General features: G+C 59.7%; 10 protein-coding genes. 4 read left to right on the top strand and 6 right to left on the bottom strand.

What is annotated here, in order from left to right:
* Positions 1-930, top strand: a complete 930-nt coding sequence (locus IHQ72_RS36115; protein WP_258124253.1) for a phospholipase D-like domain-containing protein — start codon at positions 1-3, stop codon at positions 928-930.
* On the opposite strand, the gene IHQ72_RS36110 is transcribed toward IHQ72_RS36115, so the two are convergent.
* The 3 genes from IHQ72_RS36110 to IHQ72_RS36100 form a co-directional block, all read right to left on the bottom strand.
* Complete coding sequence (locus IHQ72_RS36110) at positions 921-1,754, bottom strand: phosphoadenosine phosphosulfate reductase family protein (RefSeq protein WP_258124251.1); 834 nt, start codon at positions 1,752-1,754, stop codon at positions 921-923. The genes IHQ72_RS36115 and IHQ72_RS36110 overlap by 10 nt on opposite strands.
* Complete coding sequence (locus tag IHQ72_RS36105; protein WP_258124250.1) at positions 1,751-4,777, bottom strand: ATP-binding protein; 3,027 nt, start codon at positions 4,775-4,777, stop codon at positions 1,751-1,753. Before IHQ72_RS36105 ends, IHQ72_RS36110 begins: the two co-directional genes overlap by 4 nt.
* A gap of 308 nt (positions 4,778-5,085) precedes the next feature.
* The gene (locus IHQ72_RS36100; RefSeq protein WP_258124249.1) at positions 5,086-6,054 is read right to left on the bottom strand and encodes a DUF4007 family protein; all 969 of its coding nucleotides are present in this window, start codon (positions 6,052-6,054) and stop codon (positions 5,086-5,088) included.
* Positions 6,055-6,178: 124 nt separating this feature from the next.
* Between IHQ72_RS36100 and IHQ72_RS36095 the strand changes: the two genes are divergently transcribed.
* Complete coding sequence (locus IHQ72_RS36095) at positions 6,179-7,333, top strand: cysteine desulfurase family protein (protein WP_258124248.1); 1,155 nt, start codon at positions 6,179-6,181, stop codon at positions 7,331-7,333.
* A 206-nt stretch (positions 7,334-7,539) separates the two neighbouring features.
* Here IHQ72_RS36095 and IHQ72_RS36090 read toward each other — a convergent pair whose 3' ends face one another.
* The 3 genes from IHQ72_RS36090 to IHQ72_RS36080 form a co-directional block, all read right to left on the bottom strand.
* Positions 7,540-11,037: an AAA family ATPase gene (locus tag IHQ72_RS36090; RefSeq protein ID WP_258124247.1), complete on the bottom strand. Its 3,498-nt coding sequence runs from the start codon at positions 11,035-11,037 to the stop codon at positions 7,540-7,542.
* Positions 11,034-12,305 carry a metallophosphoesterase family protein gene (locus IHQ72_RS36085; RefSeq protein WP_258124246.1) on the bottom strand — a complete coding sequence of 424 codons (1,272 nt, stop codon included), beginning with the start codon at positions 12,303-12,305 and terminating at the stop codon, positions 11,034-11,036. The genes IHQ72_RS36090 and IHQ72_RS36085 overlap by 4 nt, the downstream gene beginning before the upstream one ends.
* Positions 12,306-12,492: 187 nt before the next feature.
* Positions 12,493-13,488, bottom strand: a complete 996-nt coding sequence (locus tag IHQ72_RS36080; protein ID WP_258124245.1) for a helix-turn-helix transcriptional regulator — start codon at positions 13,486-13,488, stop codon at positions 12,493-12,495.
* Positions 13,489-13,567: 79 nt separating this feature from the next.
* On the opposite strand from IHQ72_RS36080, the gene IHQ72_RS36075 reads away from it, so the two are divergent.
* Together IHQ72_RS36075 and IHQ72_RS36070 are read left to right on the top strand one after the other, a co-directional pair.
* The gene (locus IHQ72_RS36075) at positions 13,568-16,942 is read left to right on the top strand and encodes a TM0106 family RecB-like putative nuclease (protein WP_258124244.1); all 3,375 of its coding nucleotides are present in this window, start codon (positions 13,568-13,570) and stop codon (positions 16,940-16,942) included.
* 58 nt (positions 16,943-17,000) lie between these two features.
* Positions 17,001-17,264 carry a DUF4258 domain-containing protein gene (locus tag IHQ72_RS36070; protein ID WP_258124243.1) on the top strand — a complete coding sequence of 88 codons (264 nt, stop codon included), beginning with the start codon at positions 17,001-17,003 and terminating at the stop codon, positions 17,262-17,264.
* Position 17,265 lies beyond the last annotated feature (1 nt).

Below are 17,265 nucleotides of genomic sequence, written 5' to 3'. Positions count from 1 at the left end.
ATGTTTTGGCACGATCTGTTCTTCATCACGCGCGATCATGTCGCGGCTGCGGAGCGATCGCTTGTCATCGTCGCCCCTTTTGTCAAATTGGCCGCATTGCGGGCGCTCCTCGAAGCAACCCCCGCCAACGTCGAGATCGTACTTTACACGCGGTGGCGACCAGACGAAATCGCCCGCGGGGTTAGCGACACCGAAATCCTGGCCTTAGTCGAAAAGCGTGGCGGGACGGTCTGGCTGCTCGACGCCCTTCACGCTAAAATCTTCCTCGTCGACGGTCACCACGCCTTGGTCGGCTCCGCCAACGTAACTGCCGCAGGGCTCGGCCTGTCCAGAAGTCCCAATTTCGAGATTCTGACGCCGGTCGCGATGCATTCCGGAGCGGCAGCATCGTTGGTCCAAGATCTCCGGGCGCGTAGCCAGCGGGCAACCCCCGAGATAGCCGCATCGGTTGAGCTGGCCGCCGCGCTTCTTACCCTTCCGGAAGGGCCGTTTGATCCCGACGCGCAGGACGATATCATCGGAGCGTCATCAAAATGGGTGCCGCGCTTCCGCTCCCCCGACCGGCTCTACGATCTCTACAGAGATGAAGATTGGCAGATATCGTCTAAACCGGGCGACCCGGCGCTCTGCGACTTGCTGTGGCTACAGCTGCCTAAAGGACTGGATCGCGCTGCCTTCGACAGTCACGTCAGGCGGCGGCTGCTCGCATCTTCTCCGATCCGCGTCCTTGATGAATCGCTTTCAGAACCACGCCGCTTCGGCGCCTTGACCAACGCGCTGCAAGGCGTCATGCCAGAAATGAACCACGAAGAGCTGCAGGCGATGCTCCAGCTACTGCTACGCTGGATGCTGTATTTTGCGCCTGATCTCTATGAGCTCGATACCCCCAACTATTCGGAAATCGTCTCCAAACGTTCAACCTATTTGTGACAGGTAAGGCAGACTTTTGCCTGACCGTAAAGCTCGTCATTGTCGATCAGATCGCTATCGGGCCGCAGCTGGTTGCGCGGTCGACGCGCCGCAGCGCGCTCAAGCCTGCGCTCGTGATCAGCGCGAATCTGTGCAACCCGCTCCGGTGCAGCAAGCTCGATCAGGGACTCACCCTGGCTCCAGGTGAACGGCGAGCCATGTTCGAGGGCATTCTTCTCGTAAGACTTGGCTTCTTCGAACTCGTCGGGATGGCGCTCCATCAATCGCACCCATTCGATTTTCTGTTGGAAAAAACAGAAAGTGCAGCCAGAGCGTGATCGCCAATCATAGTAGGCCGGCAGCCCAAGTCCGCTGGCCTCGAGAAGGTCAATCACCGCCGCCTTGTCTATTGCTGCCTCGCGGAACGGCAACTCAACGGTCAGATTGGGATGGGTCGAGGAATAGCCTTCGCGATAATTCTCATCCGACCGGATCGCGACATAGCTGACGACGCGGACGCCCGCATCGAGCGAAGGCCAGAGCCAACTTTCGAACGGCCGGATCTTGAGTTGGCGGGTACACCAGCGCGTGCGAGGGCTCGGCAGGAAATTATTGTATTGGCGTAGCCAGAAATCGAAATCGCGATCGGGATTGAGTCGCAGGATCGGTCGCCCGAGAAAACCCTCTAGGCGTCCCAAATACTCATAGACTTCGGGCAATTCTTTTCCCGTGTCAGTGAAAAAGTACTCGATCTCGAGTTCGGGCCGATGCTGCGCCATATAAACTGCGAGCGAGGCGCTGTCGCGGCCGCCCGAGAGACCTAGAACGTGGCGAACGACGCTCATGCTACGGCCCCCCGGCGACCGAGACGTTCGGCCGGATCGGCCTCGTCGCGGTTCTCGGCAAGCACCGCCATCAGCTCGGCCGCGGCCGCGATAGCGACGTCGCGTGGCACGTCGTCGCCAAGCGTCGAGTGCAAGGTCATGGCAAGCGATCGCGCCCGACGCAATGCAGCGCCGTCGAGGTTGATCTCTGGGGCGACGAGCGCCGCCCGAGACGGGTCGGACATATAAACCGCGATTGCGAAGCGCTCGAGCCGCCGTCCTCCGACATGAGCAAACGCCTCGCCCCGCAAAAATTGCTGGGCGAGCGCGGCTATTTCAACGCGGGCGGCGTCCACGTCTCGATCGACCCAATCGCGCGGGGGCTTGTTGGCAGCCAGGCTTGCCAATCCCTCAAGTGCGTCAAGCTCGCCATTGTAGGTCGAGAGCCGGGTCGCGAAGGCATCCAGACGATAATTGCCGGTCAGGCCTATGATCCGCCTGGCGCGCTCGCGCAGCACTGCAAAGCCGGCGTCGCTGGCTTTTAGCTCGGCCATCAGCAAAGTATTTATTTCGCCAAGCATAGTGCCGTAAGCAGTTTGCAGCTCGCGCATGCCCTCTTGCAACAGCGCGACGATCTTCGGCACCGTGGCATCTGCCCCGGCAATTGCCGGCAAATCCTCGAGCAGCAGCTTGTTGGGATCGTGTGCGGCCAGCGCCAGATCGCGTACCTTGGTGGCCGCCAGCCCGATCCGCGAGGTCCGCCGTGTCCAGGTCGGGGTTGCCAGCACCACAGCAACCAGCTGACGCCCGATGGCGAGCGGCTCGAGGGCGCTCAGATCTTCACCGAGCTCTGCCATGGCATTGGCAAGTCCGCGCAAGATCGATGCGTCGCGTTCGGAGACGTTGCTCCACCGCATCTGCACACTCCCGGGATCCTGCAGCATCCGGTCGACCAGCAAATCGCCGATGCTTGGGCAGAACCGACCGTCGAGATAGATGGCGAGATCGGCGCGGCGTGACAGCAGGAAAGCGAGCCCGAAGATCGGCAGGAGCCCTTCCTTCGCGCCCACCGGGCGATCGCGCCAGCAATCGTGGAGGTCGGCCATAGTCACGCTCGGTCGCTCGGCCAGCAGCATGTCGCCAACCGTCCATAGCTTTGCCAAGCGGGCCTTATCCGCGTGCTCAGGCGGGCCTTGGAAGACAAACGCACCGTCCTCCCCGCGCCTGTGCAGACCGGTGCGTTCAAGCAACGACACGTAGAGTCCCGCCTCCGGGGGATAGCCGACAATATCTAGCCGTTCCCGATCGGCGCTCGTCACCATCGCAATCATGAGCGCGCGGATCGCGCCCATCGCATTGGAAGAGGGCTTCGAGCGGTTAACGAGCTCGTTGCGTATCAGCGGCGCGTCCGGATAAAGCTCCTTCGCCATCCGCGATGCCATAATTGATAGCCCAGCGGCGCCCAGAAGCCGCGAAGAGCCCATATCCAGATTGATCGCCGGAGCCGTCCAGCATGCCCCTACCAGAGCTTGACGCAGCCGAGCCTCAAGCTCGCCTGCCAAGCGAGCGATCCGGCCAGAGACTTCGCGACGAGCGACGGCATCGCCCTTGAGCTCCGGACGACCGACTTGGATGCGCTCCAGAGCGAGCAGCTCGAGTGTCAATTCGCGCAGCATGAAACTGTCTGCCGAGACCGCGAAGGCTACCGGCTCGTCGCCGACCTGCGCGGTAAGCTTTTCGATCTGCCGCCGAATTTTGGCAGACGAGGCCCCCTGATCGTTGACGATCAGTAGGAACAGTCCAGCGGCCCCCGTCCCGGTATCCATGCTGGAAAGTCGGGCGCTGGCGTTCTCTAGAGGCGCCAAATCGACATCGAACCAGCGCATCGCGCCGGTATCGTGATAATGACGCTTTGCCAGGATCGGCGCCAATACCCCGGTCTGGCGTAACCGGCCATAGTCGCAGCTGGACTGTTGCGCACGGGCTTCCTCGACTGCAGCGTCGACGTCGAAATCCGACCCAGCATAGAGCGAGAACCCGCCAAGATGACGGCGATACACGACCAGAGACCAGTCGCGCAGCCGATCGAGCGTGCATTTCGCGTCGGTTTCGGAGAGATGCACTGCGGTTTCGATTATAGAGCGGCTCGCGACCAATCCCGATCGCTCGCGGAACAGGTCGATCAGCGCGACCGCTTTGAGCACGCCGAGCTCCAGATCTGTGCCGCCATGGGATTCGCAACGCTCGATTGCGTCGACCGCGACCGCCCAGCGATGACCGTCAGGCGAGGCAAGGATCGACGGTTCAAGGTTGATGCGCAAATAGCTCCATAGCCACGTCACATCATAATCGCGGCGTGAGTCAGCCTGGGTGCTGTCCAAATATTCCTGGAAGCCGAATGGCTCCGCCGAGCCGAGAAAGCCGAACAGGCTGCGCTGGTTCTGGCCAAAGCGCCGTCGAGACAGCGGCCCGAGCAAGCAGGCAACGACAGGGTTGAGCGGCCAGCATGCAGCCAACCTTTTGGCGAACTGCTCGGCGCCTGGACGGTCGCCATGGATCTCGCGCGCGACGCGATCAGCAAACGTCGTATCCGTCGGTGTCTGTGATGACTCGATCGCGCGCGAGAGAAGCTCGACTTGCTCTTCACCGGTTGGATTGAGCGGTATGTCCACGAAACGACCCTGGATCTTGAGCCAGTCATCGCGTGTCTCGCGAGCGAGACGATAGGCGTAGTCGTCAAAGGCTTGGTGGAGCACACCGATCACGACTAGCCTGCCGTTCGAGCGAGAGGCGAGTTCCGCCAGATCCTGAAAGAAATGCGCGTCGCCGTCGCCGTTAGCAGCGTGTTCGAGCAGCTTGCCCATCTCGTCGATGAGCAAGAGCATTCGCTGCCCGCGGGTGGTTAAGGTCTCGAGCACCTTCAAGACATCGCCACCCCGCCGGCAAAGCCCTGCCTCCACCAGCGCCTCAAGGGTCAAGGCACTCGCATCGGTCTTGCGACCGACCACCGGGACGACCCGCCAATTGCCGTCGGCCCAGCGCATTTGCGCCAGCAGATGATCTCGTAAGTCGGTCGGCAATGTTGCGAGGGCGTGGTCGCGCGCGGCGCCCTCCTCGCCGAGGATCGTGGCAAGCAGAACGGCTAGGCTCGATTTTCCGCAGCCATAGGGTCCGGTCCAAGTGAACGCACCATGCCCGAGCGACGCTACATGGTTGACCGTTGTGGTCAGCGCCTGCGCAGCGGTAGCGGTGCACACGAATCCGTCGACTGCGGTCGTGTTCACATCGGCACCGACACGGACCGATCGGCTGAAGCGGCGGGTGACACGCACAGTCTGCGATAATTTTTTCATCACGCCGCCTCTGCCAGAAAACGAAGCGCCGGCCGCGCAACCTCGAGCGGATCAAGTGCGCCGAGGTCCTTGTGTACCGAAACCTGACGGATGCCGGCTCCCTCGTCCCATTGTATCGCGCCTGCGGTGACGTCGCCCATCCGTTCAAGCCGCTCCGCAACCGACTCCTCATCCAAGCCGAAGGCACGTCCTGGCGAGCCGGGTTCATGGGTCACGGTCTCGATCGAAAGCGACCCCCGCTTGGCGAATCGCGCCTGCCAAAACTCGATCAGACCCGCAGCGAAAATCTCGTCGGGAAGGCTCGGCTTAGCGCCGCGCCGGAACTGCAATGCGCCGCCGACCAAAGGGGTGACGAGGCCGAGCTCGGCAAATGGACATTCAAGACCATCCTCGGTGACGCCCTTCTTACCGGTGCGCACGGCATAGGTGCGAATAAAGCATTCGGCATCGCGATCAACCGTAGTCCTTGCGATTCGTCCGGTTGCAAGGCGTCCACTCTCGCGTAACTCGTCGAGCCGAGCGAATAGCCGGGCACTCAAGCTATCCTTGGTGAAGACGGGATCGTTGAATTCGTTGAAACCATAATACCAAGTCGTAGCGCGTCCTGGAGCCGAAACCAGCCGCCAATGGAGCAGCCAAAGTGAACCAGGTTGCTCTAGATAGGGATCAAGTTCGCCGAACAGCATCTCCCCCAAGCGAGTCGCGGCGAGAACATCCATTCTGCCCTTCTTGGACCCAACGGGTTCTAGAACACCGCAAGCAAGTGACCAATGTCGCATTGATGCAACCATGTTCTTGCCGACACCAAAATCGGCAATTGCAAGGTCTGGTAAAAAGATATTAACTGATTCGGTATCCCCGTTGTCTCTATCTTGAACAGCTGCATCGAATGATTTCTTCAGCCATCCATATCGGCAAGGAAACGTCTCATGACCGGCGACCTGCAACTTTGCCTCGGGATCGTCCAACAAACTCCTCACCGTCACCACCCCCATTCACTGGACAAATTCTCCAGCCATGCTAACAAAGGGCATGGCTGGTGGCAACCGCCAGTGATGGCATGTTGGTAGTCCGGGCCAAGGAGCGCCGCAAGTGATTTATCTCGATCATCAGGCATCATCTCCGCTCCTGCCGAAGGTGCTCGACGCGATGCTGCCCTATCTGACCGAGGAGCACGCCAATCCACATTCGGACGATCATGCGGCGGGGTGGCGTGCGGCAGACGCGATCGCCCAAGCGCGTGAGAAGATCGCCGGCCGGCTAGGCGCCGATGCCGGGGAAGTTATCTTCACCTCAGGCGCGACTGAAGCCAACAATCTTGCCATACTCGGACTGTGCTGCGAACCGGTGCCGCGCAATCGCATTCTTGTGGGCGCAATCGAGCATAAATCAGTCTTGGCACCCGCTCGGGCCCTTAGCGAGCGGGGTTTCAAGGTCATCACACTCCCCGTCGATGCGTCCGGAATCGTCGATCTCGAAGCGTTGTCTCGCCTTCTCGACGATCGGGTCCTGCTTGTCTCGGTGCAACTCGTAAACAATGAAATCGGCGCCGTGCAGCCGGTGGACCGTATCGCGGCCATGGCACACGCGGTCGGTGCCTTGGTCCATTGCGACGCCGCGCAAGCGCTTGCATGGCGAGCCATCGATGTCAACGCCTTGGGCATTGACCTACTCAGCTTGTCGGGACACAAAACGGGCGGACCGAAGGGGGTCGGAGCACTTTATGCGCGACACGACGTTCGTGTGCAGTTGCGCCCCTTGATATTCGGTGGAGAACAGGAAGGCGGTCTTCGAGCCGGGACCTTGCCGACGCCGCTGTGCGTCGGCCTTGGCGTGGCCTGCGCATCCGAGCCCGATGACTCTGCTGTCAGGGCCTGGCAAGGTCGTCGCGATAGCCTACGCGATTTCCTACGCGCGCATGAACCAAACATGGTGATACATGGTCCGGTGGTAGGTCGACACCCCGGCAATCTGAACGTCGGCTTCCCTGGCGTAGACGCCGATCAGATCATTGCGCAATTGCAGCCCGACATCGCGGTCTCGCGCGGATCGGCGTGCACGTCGGGCATACCCGAGCCGAGCCATGTGCTGCGCGCAATCGGCCTTGATGCAGTGGCATGCGCTGAAGCGGTCCGAATTAGCCTTGGCCCGCTCACCACCGAGCAAGAGCTTGAACGCACGGCCGCTGCATTCGCTCGGGCGCTCCTCGCCGCAAGAGCCGAAGGTCGAATCGCAGTCGCCGGCTGATCGATATTCCGATTTGAAGCGCGGACTTCAGCGCCGTGCACGTTCAGTCTTCATAGCTGAGGATTTCTGGCAAGGTGATCAACTCCGGGCCCCGCGGAGGCCTGTCCTTCTGGAATTCCTTTCCGCTCTGTTCACCCAACAACTAAGGTCGCGTTCCGGCAGTCGGCTCGATGCGGTGCCTAGTTCCCAACACGGGCTACCGCGTATCATGCCGCACGACTTTCCAAGACGAGTGGCGCCGCCAACTCGTGTATGCGCGCATTGGGACAAACCCGCCGGGCAATATCGCAAAGATGCTGGTGATGCGTCAGGTAGATTACCTGACCCACTTTGGCCATGTCGGCGAATAGTCGGAAGGCCTCCTCGGCACGGAAGTCGTCGAACGTCTCCATGATGTCGTCGGCGATGAAGGGAACAGGAGAGCGTGATTGACCGAACTCGTGGTAGCCGGCCACTCTGAGCGCGAGATAGAGTTGGAAGCGCGTTCCCTTTGACATTTCCTGCGCCAGCTTGGAACTCCCATCAGCCCCGATGCCAATAAGGACTTCGGTGTCCTTGTCAGGCTGGGTCGCCAGACCACGATAAGCCCCACGGCTGATCACCTGAAAAGCCTCCGAGGCGCGAAGCATCATCGAACTGCGATGCTTGTCGCGATAGAGGCGCAAGGCTTGCTCGGCCGCGACGACGCCAGCCCTGAGGCGGAAGTAGCTGAACGCCTTATCCTCGATTTCCAGGAGGACCGTACGCCGTTGCTCTTCAAGAGCAGCCACGGCACTATCGCCGTCGACGGCATCCACCTCGTCGGACGCTTTGCTGTATGCTGTAAACAACTCTCGTACGCGCCGATCCTGATCCTCAAAGCGGGCTCTGAGTTCTACCTGCTCGGCCTCCAGCGCAGGCCGATCCGCGGCGTCAAGCATCTGTTCTGCATCGGCCATGTCCTGGATTGATAGCGCGTCTCGGATTTCGCGTTCGATGATATTAGACCGCCGGCGCAAGTCTCTCTTTTGCTCGATCATGCGCAGCTTTTTCTCCGCCTCCTGCAAGGATGATACTCCGAACAGCTGCGTCATTTCAGATTTGCGGCGCTCGCAAACCGCGATTTCAGCCTCCAGGTCCCGGTTTTTGAGAATCTGATCCTCCAGAGCAAGGTGCTTGGATTCCCTTTCCGCCTTTTTCAACCGGGCCTCTTCCACTCTGGCGGACATCAGCGCCCAAAATCTCAGGGCACTCTCTGCTGGTCGCTCCATTCCGAGTTCTGCGGCCATCAATGCAAGCTCGCGCGAGAAGGCAGCCTGATCTTCCTCCATCTTGGCGATGCGATCTGCCAAGCCCGCTTGCCGTTGAGCGGCCGGGCTGAGTTCGGCAAGTCTGTCCATGACCTCTTTGACGGTCGCGAGGCTGGGAATAGTCCCTCCCGCGCCGAGCCAGCAGCTCTTGCAAACCTCAGCCCATGACCCGTCCCATTGCGCCTCGTCGGCAGCTGCCGTTTCAAGGGCTGACTGGCGGGAAGCCTGCTCCCTTTCGCAGCGTTCAAGTTGCTCCCTCAAATTCTTGTGTTCGACTTCAAGATCAACGGCGGATTGGGCCCTGGCCAAAAGCGCTTCATAGGAGTCAGAGTGATCCTGGGAAACGGCTGCCGCCGATAGTGCCGCCGAGAGCCGGTTGCGCGCCGCCGTGCCGTCCGCTGCCGCCTGGCGTAAGTCACCTTCGGCCTCCCGGAGCAAGTCGGCTGTCGCGAGGACCATTTCGCGGCGTCCCAGCCATGCCTCAAGCCCACCTAGGTTGATCTCGCCAGAAACGGTCAGAGCCATTTTCCGAGCGGAATCCAGAATGTCGGTCCTAATGGCTTCGCGTTTCGACTTCGCCGCGTTCAGCAGCTCCGCTGAGCGCTCCAATTCCGCTTCCGCGACGGCGAGCCTCTGATAGGTTTGATTCAGCTTAGCCAGGTCGCTCATGTGTCCCAGCCGCGCGCTGGTGATCAGGTCGTCTTTCCGCAGCTCGATCTCAAACGCCGCAGCGGTCGATTCATCGAGCGCGTCACGATGCGTAGCCCATGCCGCTTCACGCGCCGATCGCGACGTCGCTGCCTCATGATCGTCCACAACGCCGGTGGAATTCTTCAGTGCATCCAGTTCGGCTCGCAAACAGCGCAGCTCACTCGTGAGGCGCCCGCTGTCATCGCTGTAGCGATCGATCTCGGCTTCCGCTTTAGACAGAGCTGATTTCCAGGCCTCCAGCTCAGAAGGTGCCGGCACTCTCATTTGCCGTACCTGATCAAGGCTTTCGCCCCACGGTAGGAGTTCCGACATCTGCCGCGCCAGTGTTTCTTTCAAATCCACACGGGAGCGTTCCGCGACACGGCGGCGGGCTGCATGATCATTCTCTCGAAGCGCCGAGAGCTCCCTCGCCAGCGCCGCAACGGCTGCGCTGTTTGTGGAGGCAGCGGCTTCGCTCGACAACTTGCTCCGCAACCCGATCAGACGGCGGTTCGCCTCTGCGGCTTCGCGCTTCGCGTTTTGGAGTGTCGCGTCGATACCGGAGCGGCGTTCAACGAGATCTCTGATGCTCCCAGAAATGCGACTTCCGAGCATCAGGCTGCTTGGCTCGTCGTCTTCAGGACGCTCGAGAAGCCGCAGAATATTCGCAATTTCCCGGTCGACTTCCATCAGTTGCAGACGACGGTCCGGCAGATCCCTTGCAGCGGTGACAAAACGGGCGTGCAACTCGCTGATAGCATCCATCCTTTGCCCCAAGGTGAGCGCGATATCGTCGAGGCCAATGGCATTGAGCCCTTTCTCAAGCTCGGCCATGGACGCTTTCGCGGTCTCCTGCTTCACGGCAAGCTCAATGTCCTCCTGACGAAGTGCCGGAAGTTCGTTTCCCCACGAAGGCGGGGCCTCGGGAATATCTTGCAACTCGGCGAGAACGTCACGGATGTCCCTCAATTCCGCCAATCGTGGCAGTGCGGTCAGCAGGTTCTTGATCTCGTCCAGCCGCAGCTGCGTCCGGGTTCGGTCAGCCATCGCTTCGTCATAGTTTGCCAGTGACCGCTCCTTGGTTTCCACCATCTGGCGGTAATGGGTGGCGAGCATGTCAATCTGCTCTTTTCGCTCCTTCAGATCGGAAAGCCGACTTTTCAAGTCGCCGATTTCACTGCTGCGGGCACGGAGTTTGAAAAGGCCGTCGGCCTGCGAACGCAATTCAACAAGTGTCTGACTTAGTGCGGCCAAACCTGTGCTTGCCGAAAACAGAAGCTGTCCGAGATCACCCTTGCTGGCCAGGATGCTCTTCCCGCCTTCCTCGAGGGTGTCATCATCGAGGGAAAACATCGCGCAATAGACGTCCCGCTCAACTCCACCAAGCTCGCCGAGTATCAAATGCTCGCCGATCGGCTGATCGCCCGGACCGAGCAGACTGCTTTGGGGCTTCTTGATCCGGACTAGCTCACGGGCAACACCACCGATGTCCAATGCTGCCCCGATGCGCATCGTTGAGTAAGGATGGAGGAAATCATAGCGGCTGCGGGACTCGATGCCGAAGAGAAGGTCGAGGAATGCAGATAGGGCGGTCGATTTGCCCGCCTCGTTCGGACCGTAGATGATATGTAGATCTGGACGGCCCGGCTCCACAGGCCCGAAGTCGATGTGCTTGTCGGTGAATTTGCCGTAGCGGGTAAGGTCAAGCCGGTTGATGCGCATCATGCTACCTCATCCTGCTTCCGACGATGGAGCCGTGCGAGCACATCTTCGACCCCCTCCTGCGCGAGCAGGCGCAACGTCGCCCGAAACTCCTCCTGATCAGCACCGAAAGTACCTCTGCTTTCAGGTGGCAGATGACCACGAAGCTCCTCCCCAATATCGATGAGCGCGGCGTGGTAAGCTTCCGAACCGATGATCTCGCTTCCGACAAGCTCTCGAAGTTCGACAAGTGGATCCCCGTTGGTCCCATCCGCAGAAACGAGGTCGGTGCACTGGATCTCCACTTTCTCGATCCAGGTCCGGCCAATGACAGATGCCCTGTGCTCGGCTTCGGTCTTGATGAGGTCGACGTCGTTACGGAGCTGCCATGCGAGCGGCGTTCGTCCGGTGAAGGAAAGCCGGACCACAAGGTGATCGGAATTTGCAGCTTCCCGCGCAGCCCCCAGGGTGCCCGCTACCGTGGTCACCATCTGACGCCAATCTGCAACGCCATCGAGGTCGATCACGACGCGCTCGAACTGTGCGATGCTGGTGAACCTCTCCTCAACATGAACTGTTCGGTCATCAGCGATCGTAACAAGACTGACCGATTTCGGACCGGATTCGTTGATGTCGCGCCCCTGGGGCATGCCAGGCATTACGATCGTGCAGCGTCCGTTACTGATTGATCGCTTGTGAATGTGACCGAGCGCCCAATAGTCGAACTCTGTCGCCTCCAGATCCGAGACGTCGCAGGGTGCATAGGGATCGTGCCCCCGCGTTCCTGCGAGGCTGGTGTGCAGAAGACCGATGTTAACAGCGCCCTCGATCCGTGGTTTGTACTTTCCCACCAGACTTTCGGGACACTGGGCCTGCGCAAAGCTAAGCCCGTGAATAACCACAGGGGTTGCTTGATCCAATTCGAGCGAGATAGCCTCCGGGCGCCCACCGTAGACTTTTACGGTTTCCGGGTACGTCAGTTCTCTGGTGATCTTCGACAACGCATCGTGGTTGCCTCGGATGATGAACACCCGCACTCCGGCTTGGTCCAGTCGGCGGATTTGCTCGGAAAGGAACCGCGCAGTTTTCATGGAGGTCTGATCGCCGTCGTAGAGATCACCCGCGAGAAGAAGCGCGTTGACCTGCTCGGATAGGCAGAGATCGACGATATTGACAAAAGCACGCCGCGTCGCGTTGCCAATCAGTTCGCCTAGTTCCGGGTTGCGCAGCGCCAGCGACCGAAGAGGCGAATCCAGGTGAACGTCCGCCGTATGAACAAATCGAAAAGCCATGCCCTCACCTTTTGCCTTCGCGTGAGAAGGCTTTGATTCCCCGAAACAGATACTGGGCTGCGCTTAGGTGTCTGCCTAGGCTGCCAATCCCTCGGGATTTCAGGTTTCCACAGGCTAATGACAGAATCTGTCACCTGGTGGCGATCGTGTGGTTCCCGCGGTTCAAAGCTGTTTAGGAAATTGCATTCTATGGAAGCGAGGGAAAGTCAGAGCGCTGGTGCGTCTCGACCATTCTGCGAAGGGCCTCCGGCGCCACGACCTCAACCTTGTCTCCCCACATATAGAGGTGCCAGCACATCTCCATATGACCGGACGCCCAGAAACGCACGATCAGTGAACCGTCGGATTGATCCTCCAGGATCTGAGCCGGATGGAACAGGAAAGTTCGTGCATGCAGCGCTGCGTCAGGCTTGAACTTCCAGATGACTTCGCCAAACTCACTGTCGTTCTGAAAAGCTCCGAACGCCTTCCGCGCATGCGCATGAATGTCGAAGCCTGGATCACGTTCGAAGACCTCGCCGGTCAGTTCCGCGCGTTCGATCTTCTCAGCCACGAAGTGCCTGAGCGGACCCGCGCGATCAGTTGTTGGCCTGGCCACCAGGTAGCGTCGGATTCCGATCAAAACTCCATAAGGTTCGACCACTCGCTCGGTGGATGTATCTGACCCGCGGGACTGGTAGACGATCTTCAACCGCTGCGACCCCTTAAGCGCCGTTGCTATGGTCGAACCCACATGTGGCGCCAGCCTTGTCGTAGGCCCCGGGCGGGCTGCGAGACCCTGCGCCTCAAGCAATGCTTCGTGGTCAGTTTCCAGACGTGCGATCCGATTGCCCGGCACCAGCGCCAGTATTTTTTCTCGCAAAGAACGGAGTTGCTCGGCCTCCAGACCTTGAGCATTCCGTTCCAGTGTCTCGATCGAGAGATCCAGCGCCGCCAGTTCATCGGGAGTGAGCGTGAGCAGATCGCGCAGGGCTCCCGTCTGTAATCGCCAACGTTTACGCCCATCGTCTTCGAAGCTGGATTCGGTCTCGGGAAATTGAACTTCGAGCGTATGTAGCATCCGCTGCGCCGTGCGTTTGGATACGCGAAACCGCTCCCCGACGTCGTCAACTGTCACGCCCATTCTTCGGGCTGCAACATACGTTGCAAGCTCAATCAGCTGCTGGGCCTTCTCAAATGACATCGATCTTCACCAATCCGGGTGACAGCTATTGTCACGATCAGTACTTACGGTTCTATTATGAGTTGGGTGGGGGAGTGAAATGAAACTGGAAGGCTCGGAGATTTTGCTTTCCGCATCGGACCTGATGCGGTTCATGGGCTGTAATCATGCGACCGCGATGGATCTCAGATACGCGAAGGGGGAACCTCTTTTCCCCGCCGAGGATACGGAGGATGCCAAGATCCTCCAGAAGCAGGGCGACGCCCACGAAGCGAAGTTTCTTGCCAAGCTGCGTGCAGAAGGCCATCGCGTTATCGAGTTCGGCCGCGACCGGGATTTGCCAGCCGCTGCCAAGGAAACGCGTGCGGCGCTCTTTGCCGGCGCGGATGTCCTCTTCCAGGGCGCGTTTTTCGGGCTGCCCTGGGGCGGGTGGTCCGATTTTCTCATCAAGGTCGATAAGCCCTCGTTGCTGGGCGCCTATTCCTATGAGGTCATTGATACCAAGCTGAAACGGAAGCCGGACCCGAAACACATTCTGCAGCTTGTGCTGTATTCGGATCTTTTGGCTGAGGCTCAGGGTCTTCAACCGGAATATGCCCACATTGAGCTGGGGAACGGTGAGCGTTTCTCCTTCAGGCTATTGGACTATGCGGCATATGCTCGCCATGCACGATCCCGGCTGGAACGCTTTGTAGCCGATCCGCCCGCGACCTCTCCCGATCCGGTGAAGATGTGCGACCTGTGCCGCTGGCGCGAGGTTTGCCAGACGCATTGGGAGGAGTCGGACAGCCTTGCCCTTGTGGCTGGCATCTCCCGGAGCCAGCGGAGCAAGCTGATTGCAGCTGGCGTGACGACAATGGCCGCCCTTGGGCAGCACAATGAAGGAGTCCCGAAGCTAGCGGAGACGACGCTGAGCAGGTTGCGAACCCAGGCTCGTCTGCAGACAGCGCGGCGGGCCGGAGGGCGGCCTTCGTTCGAGCTTAAGCCGTTCGACCCTAACCGGGGCCTGGCTCTGCTTCCGAAGCCCGATGCAGGAGACCTGTTCTATGACATCGAAGGCGACCCCTTCTACGAGGACGGGCTGGAATATCTCCATGGGGTCTGGTTCGACAGTGGAGGCAGTGGAGAATTTCGAGATTTCTGGGCGCACAATCGCACGGAAGAGAAGGAGGCGCTGCGGCAGCTGATGGTCTTCTTCGAGGACCGTCTGAAGCGGTTCCCGAGAGCACACATCTATCACTACGCCGCGTATGAGGTTTCGGCCCTGCGCCAGCTCACCAGCAGTCATGGCGTAGGCGAGGCGCTGCTGGATCAGATGCTCAGGGAGAACAGGTTCGTCGATCTCTACAGCGTGGTCTCGGCAGGTCTGATTGCGTCGGAACCGCGCTACTCGCTCAAGAATCTGGAAGTTTTCTACATGGAAGCACGCACCGGGGAGGTGAAGACTGCCGGTGGCAGCGTAGTCGCCTATGAAAAATGGCGCGAGACGGGCGACCAAAGCATTCTCGATGAAATCCGCGACTACAACCGGGTTGACTGCATCTCCACGCAGCTGCTCCGCGACTGGTTAATAGCCGAGGTGCGTCCCCCAAACATGGAATGGCGGGATCGAGGAGGGGCGGACGAAGGCGCCGGCTGTAATCTTGAGAGAGTTGCTGCCGAGCAAGCGGCCGCGGACAAACTGCGGGAAAGGCTGCAGCCAGTTCGCGCGCAACTAGGGGATCGGCTGGCCGACCTGCTGTTTGATCTGAGCTACTTCCACCCGCGAGAAAAGAAGCCGGCCTGGTGGTCGATCTTTGACAATATAGGGAGGGAGGCGGATGAACTGGTGGATGATCTCGACTGCCTCGGCGGGCTGGAAGCTGTCTCGGCAACGTCTGTTGCCGGCAACTACTGGCAGCGCACCTATGAGTTTCCGGCACAGGAGACGAAGATCGACGTGGGAGATTGCCATATCGAGGTGGACGGCCTGCCGTCTTCCGCGAAGCTGATCGAGATCGATCGAACTAGCAATCGCGCGGTCGTGCAGTTTTCAATGAACCGCTACGATGATGCACCCGAATCGACGTGCCTGGTTCCTGCAGGACCGCTGGATACCCGGACCATCGAAGGCGCCATTCAACGCGCGGTGGCCTCAATCGTTCGGGATGATCGGCAGTTCCCGGCAATCCTGGATTTCTTGCAGCGTTGCAGACCTCGCTTTCTGAGCCATGGTAGACAGCCGAACATCATCGATCCGTCTTCAGATGTCGTTCCGGAAGTCATCACCGCGGTCGGTGACCTCGATCGCAGTACAGTGGCCGTCCAGGGACCACCAGGCACTGGAAAGACTTACGTCAGTTCCTGCGCTATCCTGGATTTGGTCAAGCGAGGGAAGCGGATTGCAGTCGCCTCCAATAGCCACAAGGCCATCGACAATCTGCTGTGTGCGGTGGTCGATAGAGCCAACGAAGCCGGCACATCGGTCGCCATAGCAAAGAAAGGGGGAGACGGCTTCGACGATCCGCATGGCTCCATCTACGTCACGTCCAAAAATGAAGACATTCAGTTGATCACGGCCTCAGTGGTGGGCGGGACGGCTTGGCTGCTCTCGAGGCCAGAATTCCAACAGGCTTTCGACTATCTGTTTGTCGACGAGGCTGGCCAGGTTTCAGTTGCGAACATCGTTGCGATGGGCACCTGTGCCAAAAACATTGTGCTGGTTGGCGATCCTATGCAGTTGCCTCAGCCGATTCAGGGTGCGCATCCTGGAGAAAGTGGGCTGTCGTCGCTCGAATATCTGCTCGCCGGGCATAACACTGTTCCGGCCGACATGGGCATTTTCCTGCCGGTGTCGCGGCGCATGCACCCAGACGTTTGCCGATTCATATCCGACATCGTCTATGAGGGCCGCCTCACTTCGGATGAAGGCGCCGCAAAACAGGCTCTCCTTCTTGATCCCGTCGACCGATCTTCGGGTGTCCATCTTCTGCAAGTTTCGCACACGGGAAACAGACAGACTTCTGTCGAGGAGATTGCTGCGATCCGTAAAGAGATCGATCGCCTGGTCGGAGCAAGGTTTCGCAACCGTGATGGTTTGGAGAAAAACCTGACGCTTGCGGACATCCTGATCGTGGCGCCCTACAACGCCCAGGTCAATGCCCTGAAAAGATCGCTGCCCGCCGGCGCACGCATCGGAACGGTTGACAAATTCCAGGGACAGGAAGCACCCGTCTGCATCGTGTCAATGACTACCTCGTCGGCAGATGAAATACCGCGGGGTGTCGAGTTCCTTTTCAGCCTCAACCGGATCAATGTCGCTGTTTCGCGGGCGCAGGTGCTTGCGCTCGTTTTCGCCAGTCCGCGCCTCCTGGAGGTTCCCTGCAGCAACGTTAACGAGATGCGGCTCGTCAATACGCTCTGCGCCTTGCATGAGTATGGCCTTACGCAGGAAGGCGCTACCATGGCTGCCGTTTCACGGGGGCGGGCTGCATGACAGGAATTGGCATCCCCCTCTCCTACCTTCCAGACGACACAGGAAGGAGGAGAATTCGATGTACACGAACCACGCAGAAATCCGCTGTCAGCAGAGAGGGATCAAGGCCGAAGTTGTCGATGCCATCCTCGCCTACGGGCGTCGCAAACGCCGACACGGCGCAGACGTGTATTTCATGGATGACAGAGCACGAGCGCGCGCCGAGGAAGAACTGGGGCGCCAGTACGCAAGACTTTCGGATCGGCTGAACAGTTATCTAGTAATGAGCGATGACGGAAAGATAATTACAGCAGCGAAGCGGACGCGACGCCTGAAATTTTGAA

Origin of the sequence: Mesorhizobium onobrychidis (genome assembly GCF_024707545.1) — a bacterium.
In the GTDB taxonomy this organism is placed as follows: Bacteria; Pseudomonadota; Alphaproteobacteria; order Rhizobiales; family Rhizobiaceae; genus Mesorhizobium; species Mesorhizobium onobrychidis.
Note: the sequence above shows the minus strand (reverse complement) of the source record. Positions and strands in the feature narration are given on the sequence as shown.

Bases quoted from the DNA above. Each gene is read 5' to 3' on its own strand.
- IHQ72_RS36115 (WP_258124253.1), top strand. From the start codon at position 1: ATGTTTTGGCACGATCTGTTCTTCATCACGCGCGATCATGTCGCGGCT.
- IHQ72_RS36110 (WP_258124251.1), bottom strand. From the start codon at position 1,754: ATGAGCGTCGTTCGCCACGTTCTAGGTCTCTCGGGCGGCCGCGACAGC.
- IHQ72_RS36105 (WP_258124250.1), bottom strand. From the start codon at position 4,777: ATGCGCTGGGCCGACGGCAATTGGCGGGTCGTCCCGGTGGTCGGTCGC.
- IHQ72_RS36090 (WP_258124247.1), bottom strand. From the start codon at position 11,037: ATGATGCGCATCAACCGGCTTGACCTTACCCGCTACGGCAAATTCACC.
- IHQ72_RS36085 (WP_258124246.1), bottom strand. From the start codon at position 12,305: ATGGCTTTTCGATTTGTTCATACGGCGGACGTTCACCTGGATTCGCCT.
- IHQ72_RS36080 (WP_258124245.1), bottom strand. From the start codon at position 13,488: ATGTCATTTGAGAAGGCCCAGCAGCTGATTGAGCTTGCAACGTATGTT.
- IHQ72_RS36075 (WP_258124244.1), top strand. From the start codon at position 13,568: ATGAAACTGGAAGGCTCGGAGATTTTGCTTTCCGCATCGGACCTGATG.
- IHQ72_RS36070 (WP_258124243.1), top strand. From the start codon at position 17,001: ATGTACACGAACCACGCAGAAATCCGCTGTCAGCAGAGAGGGATCAAG.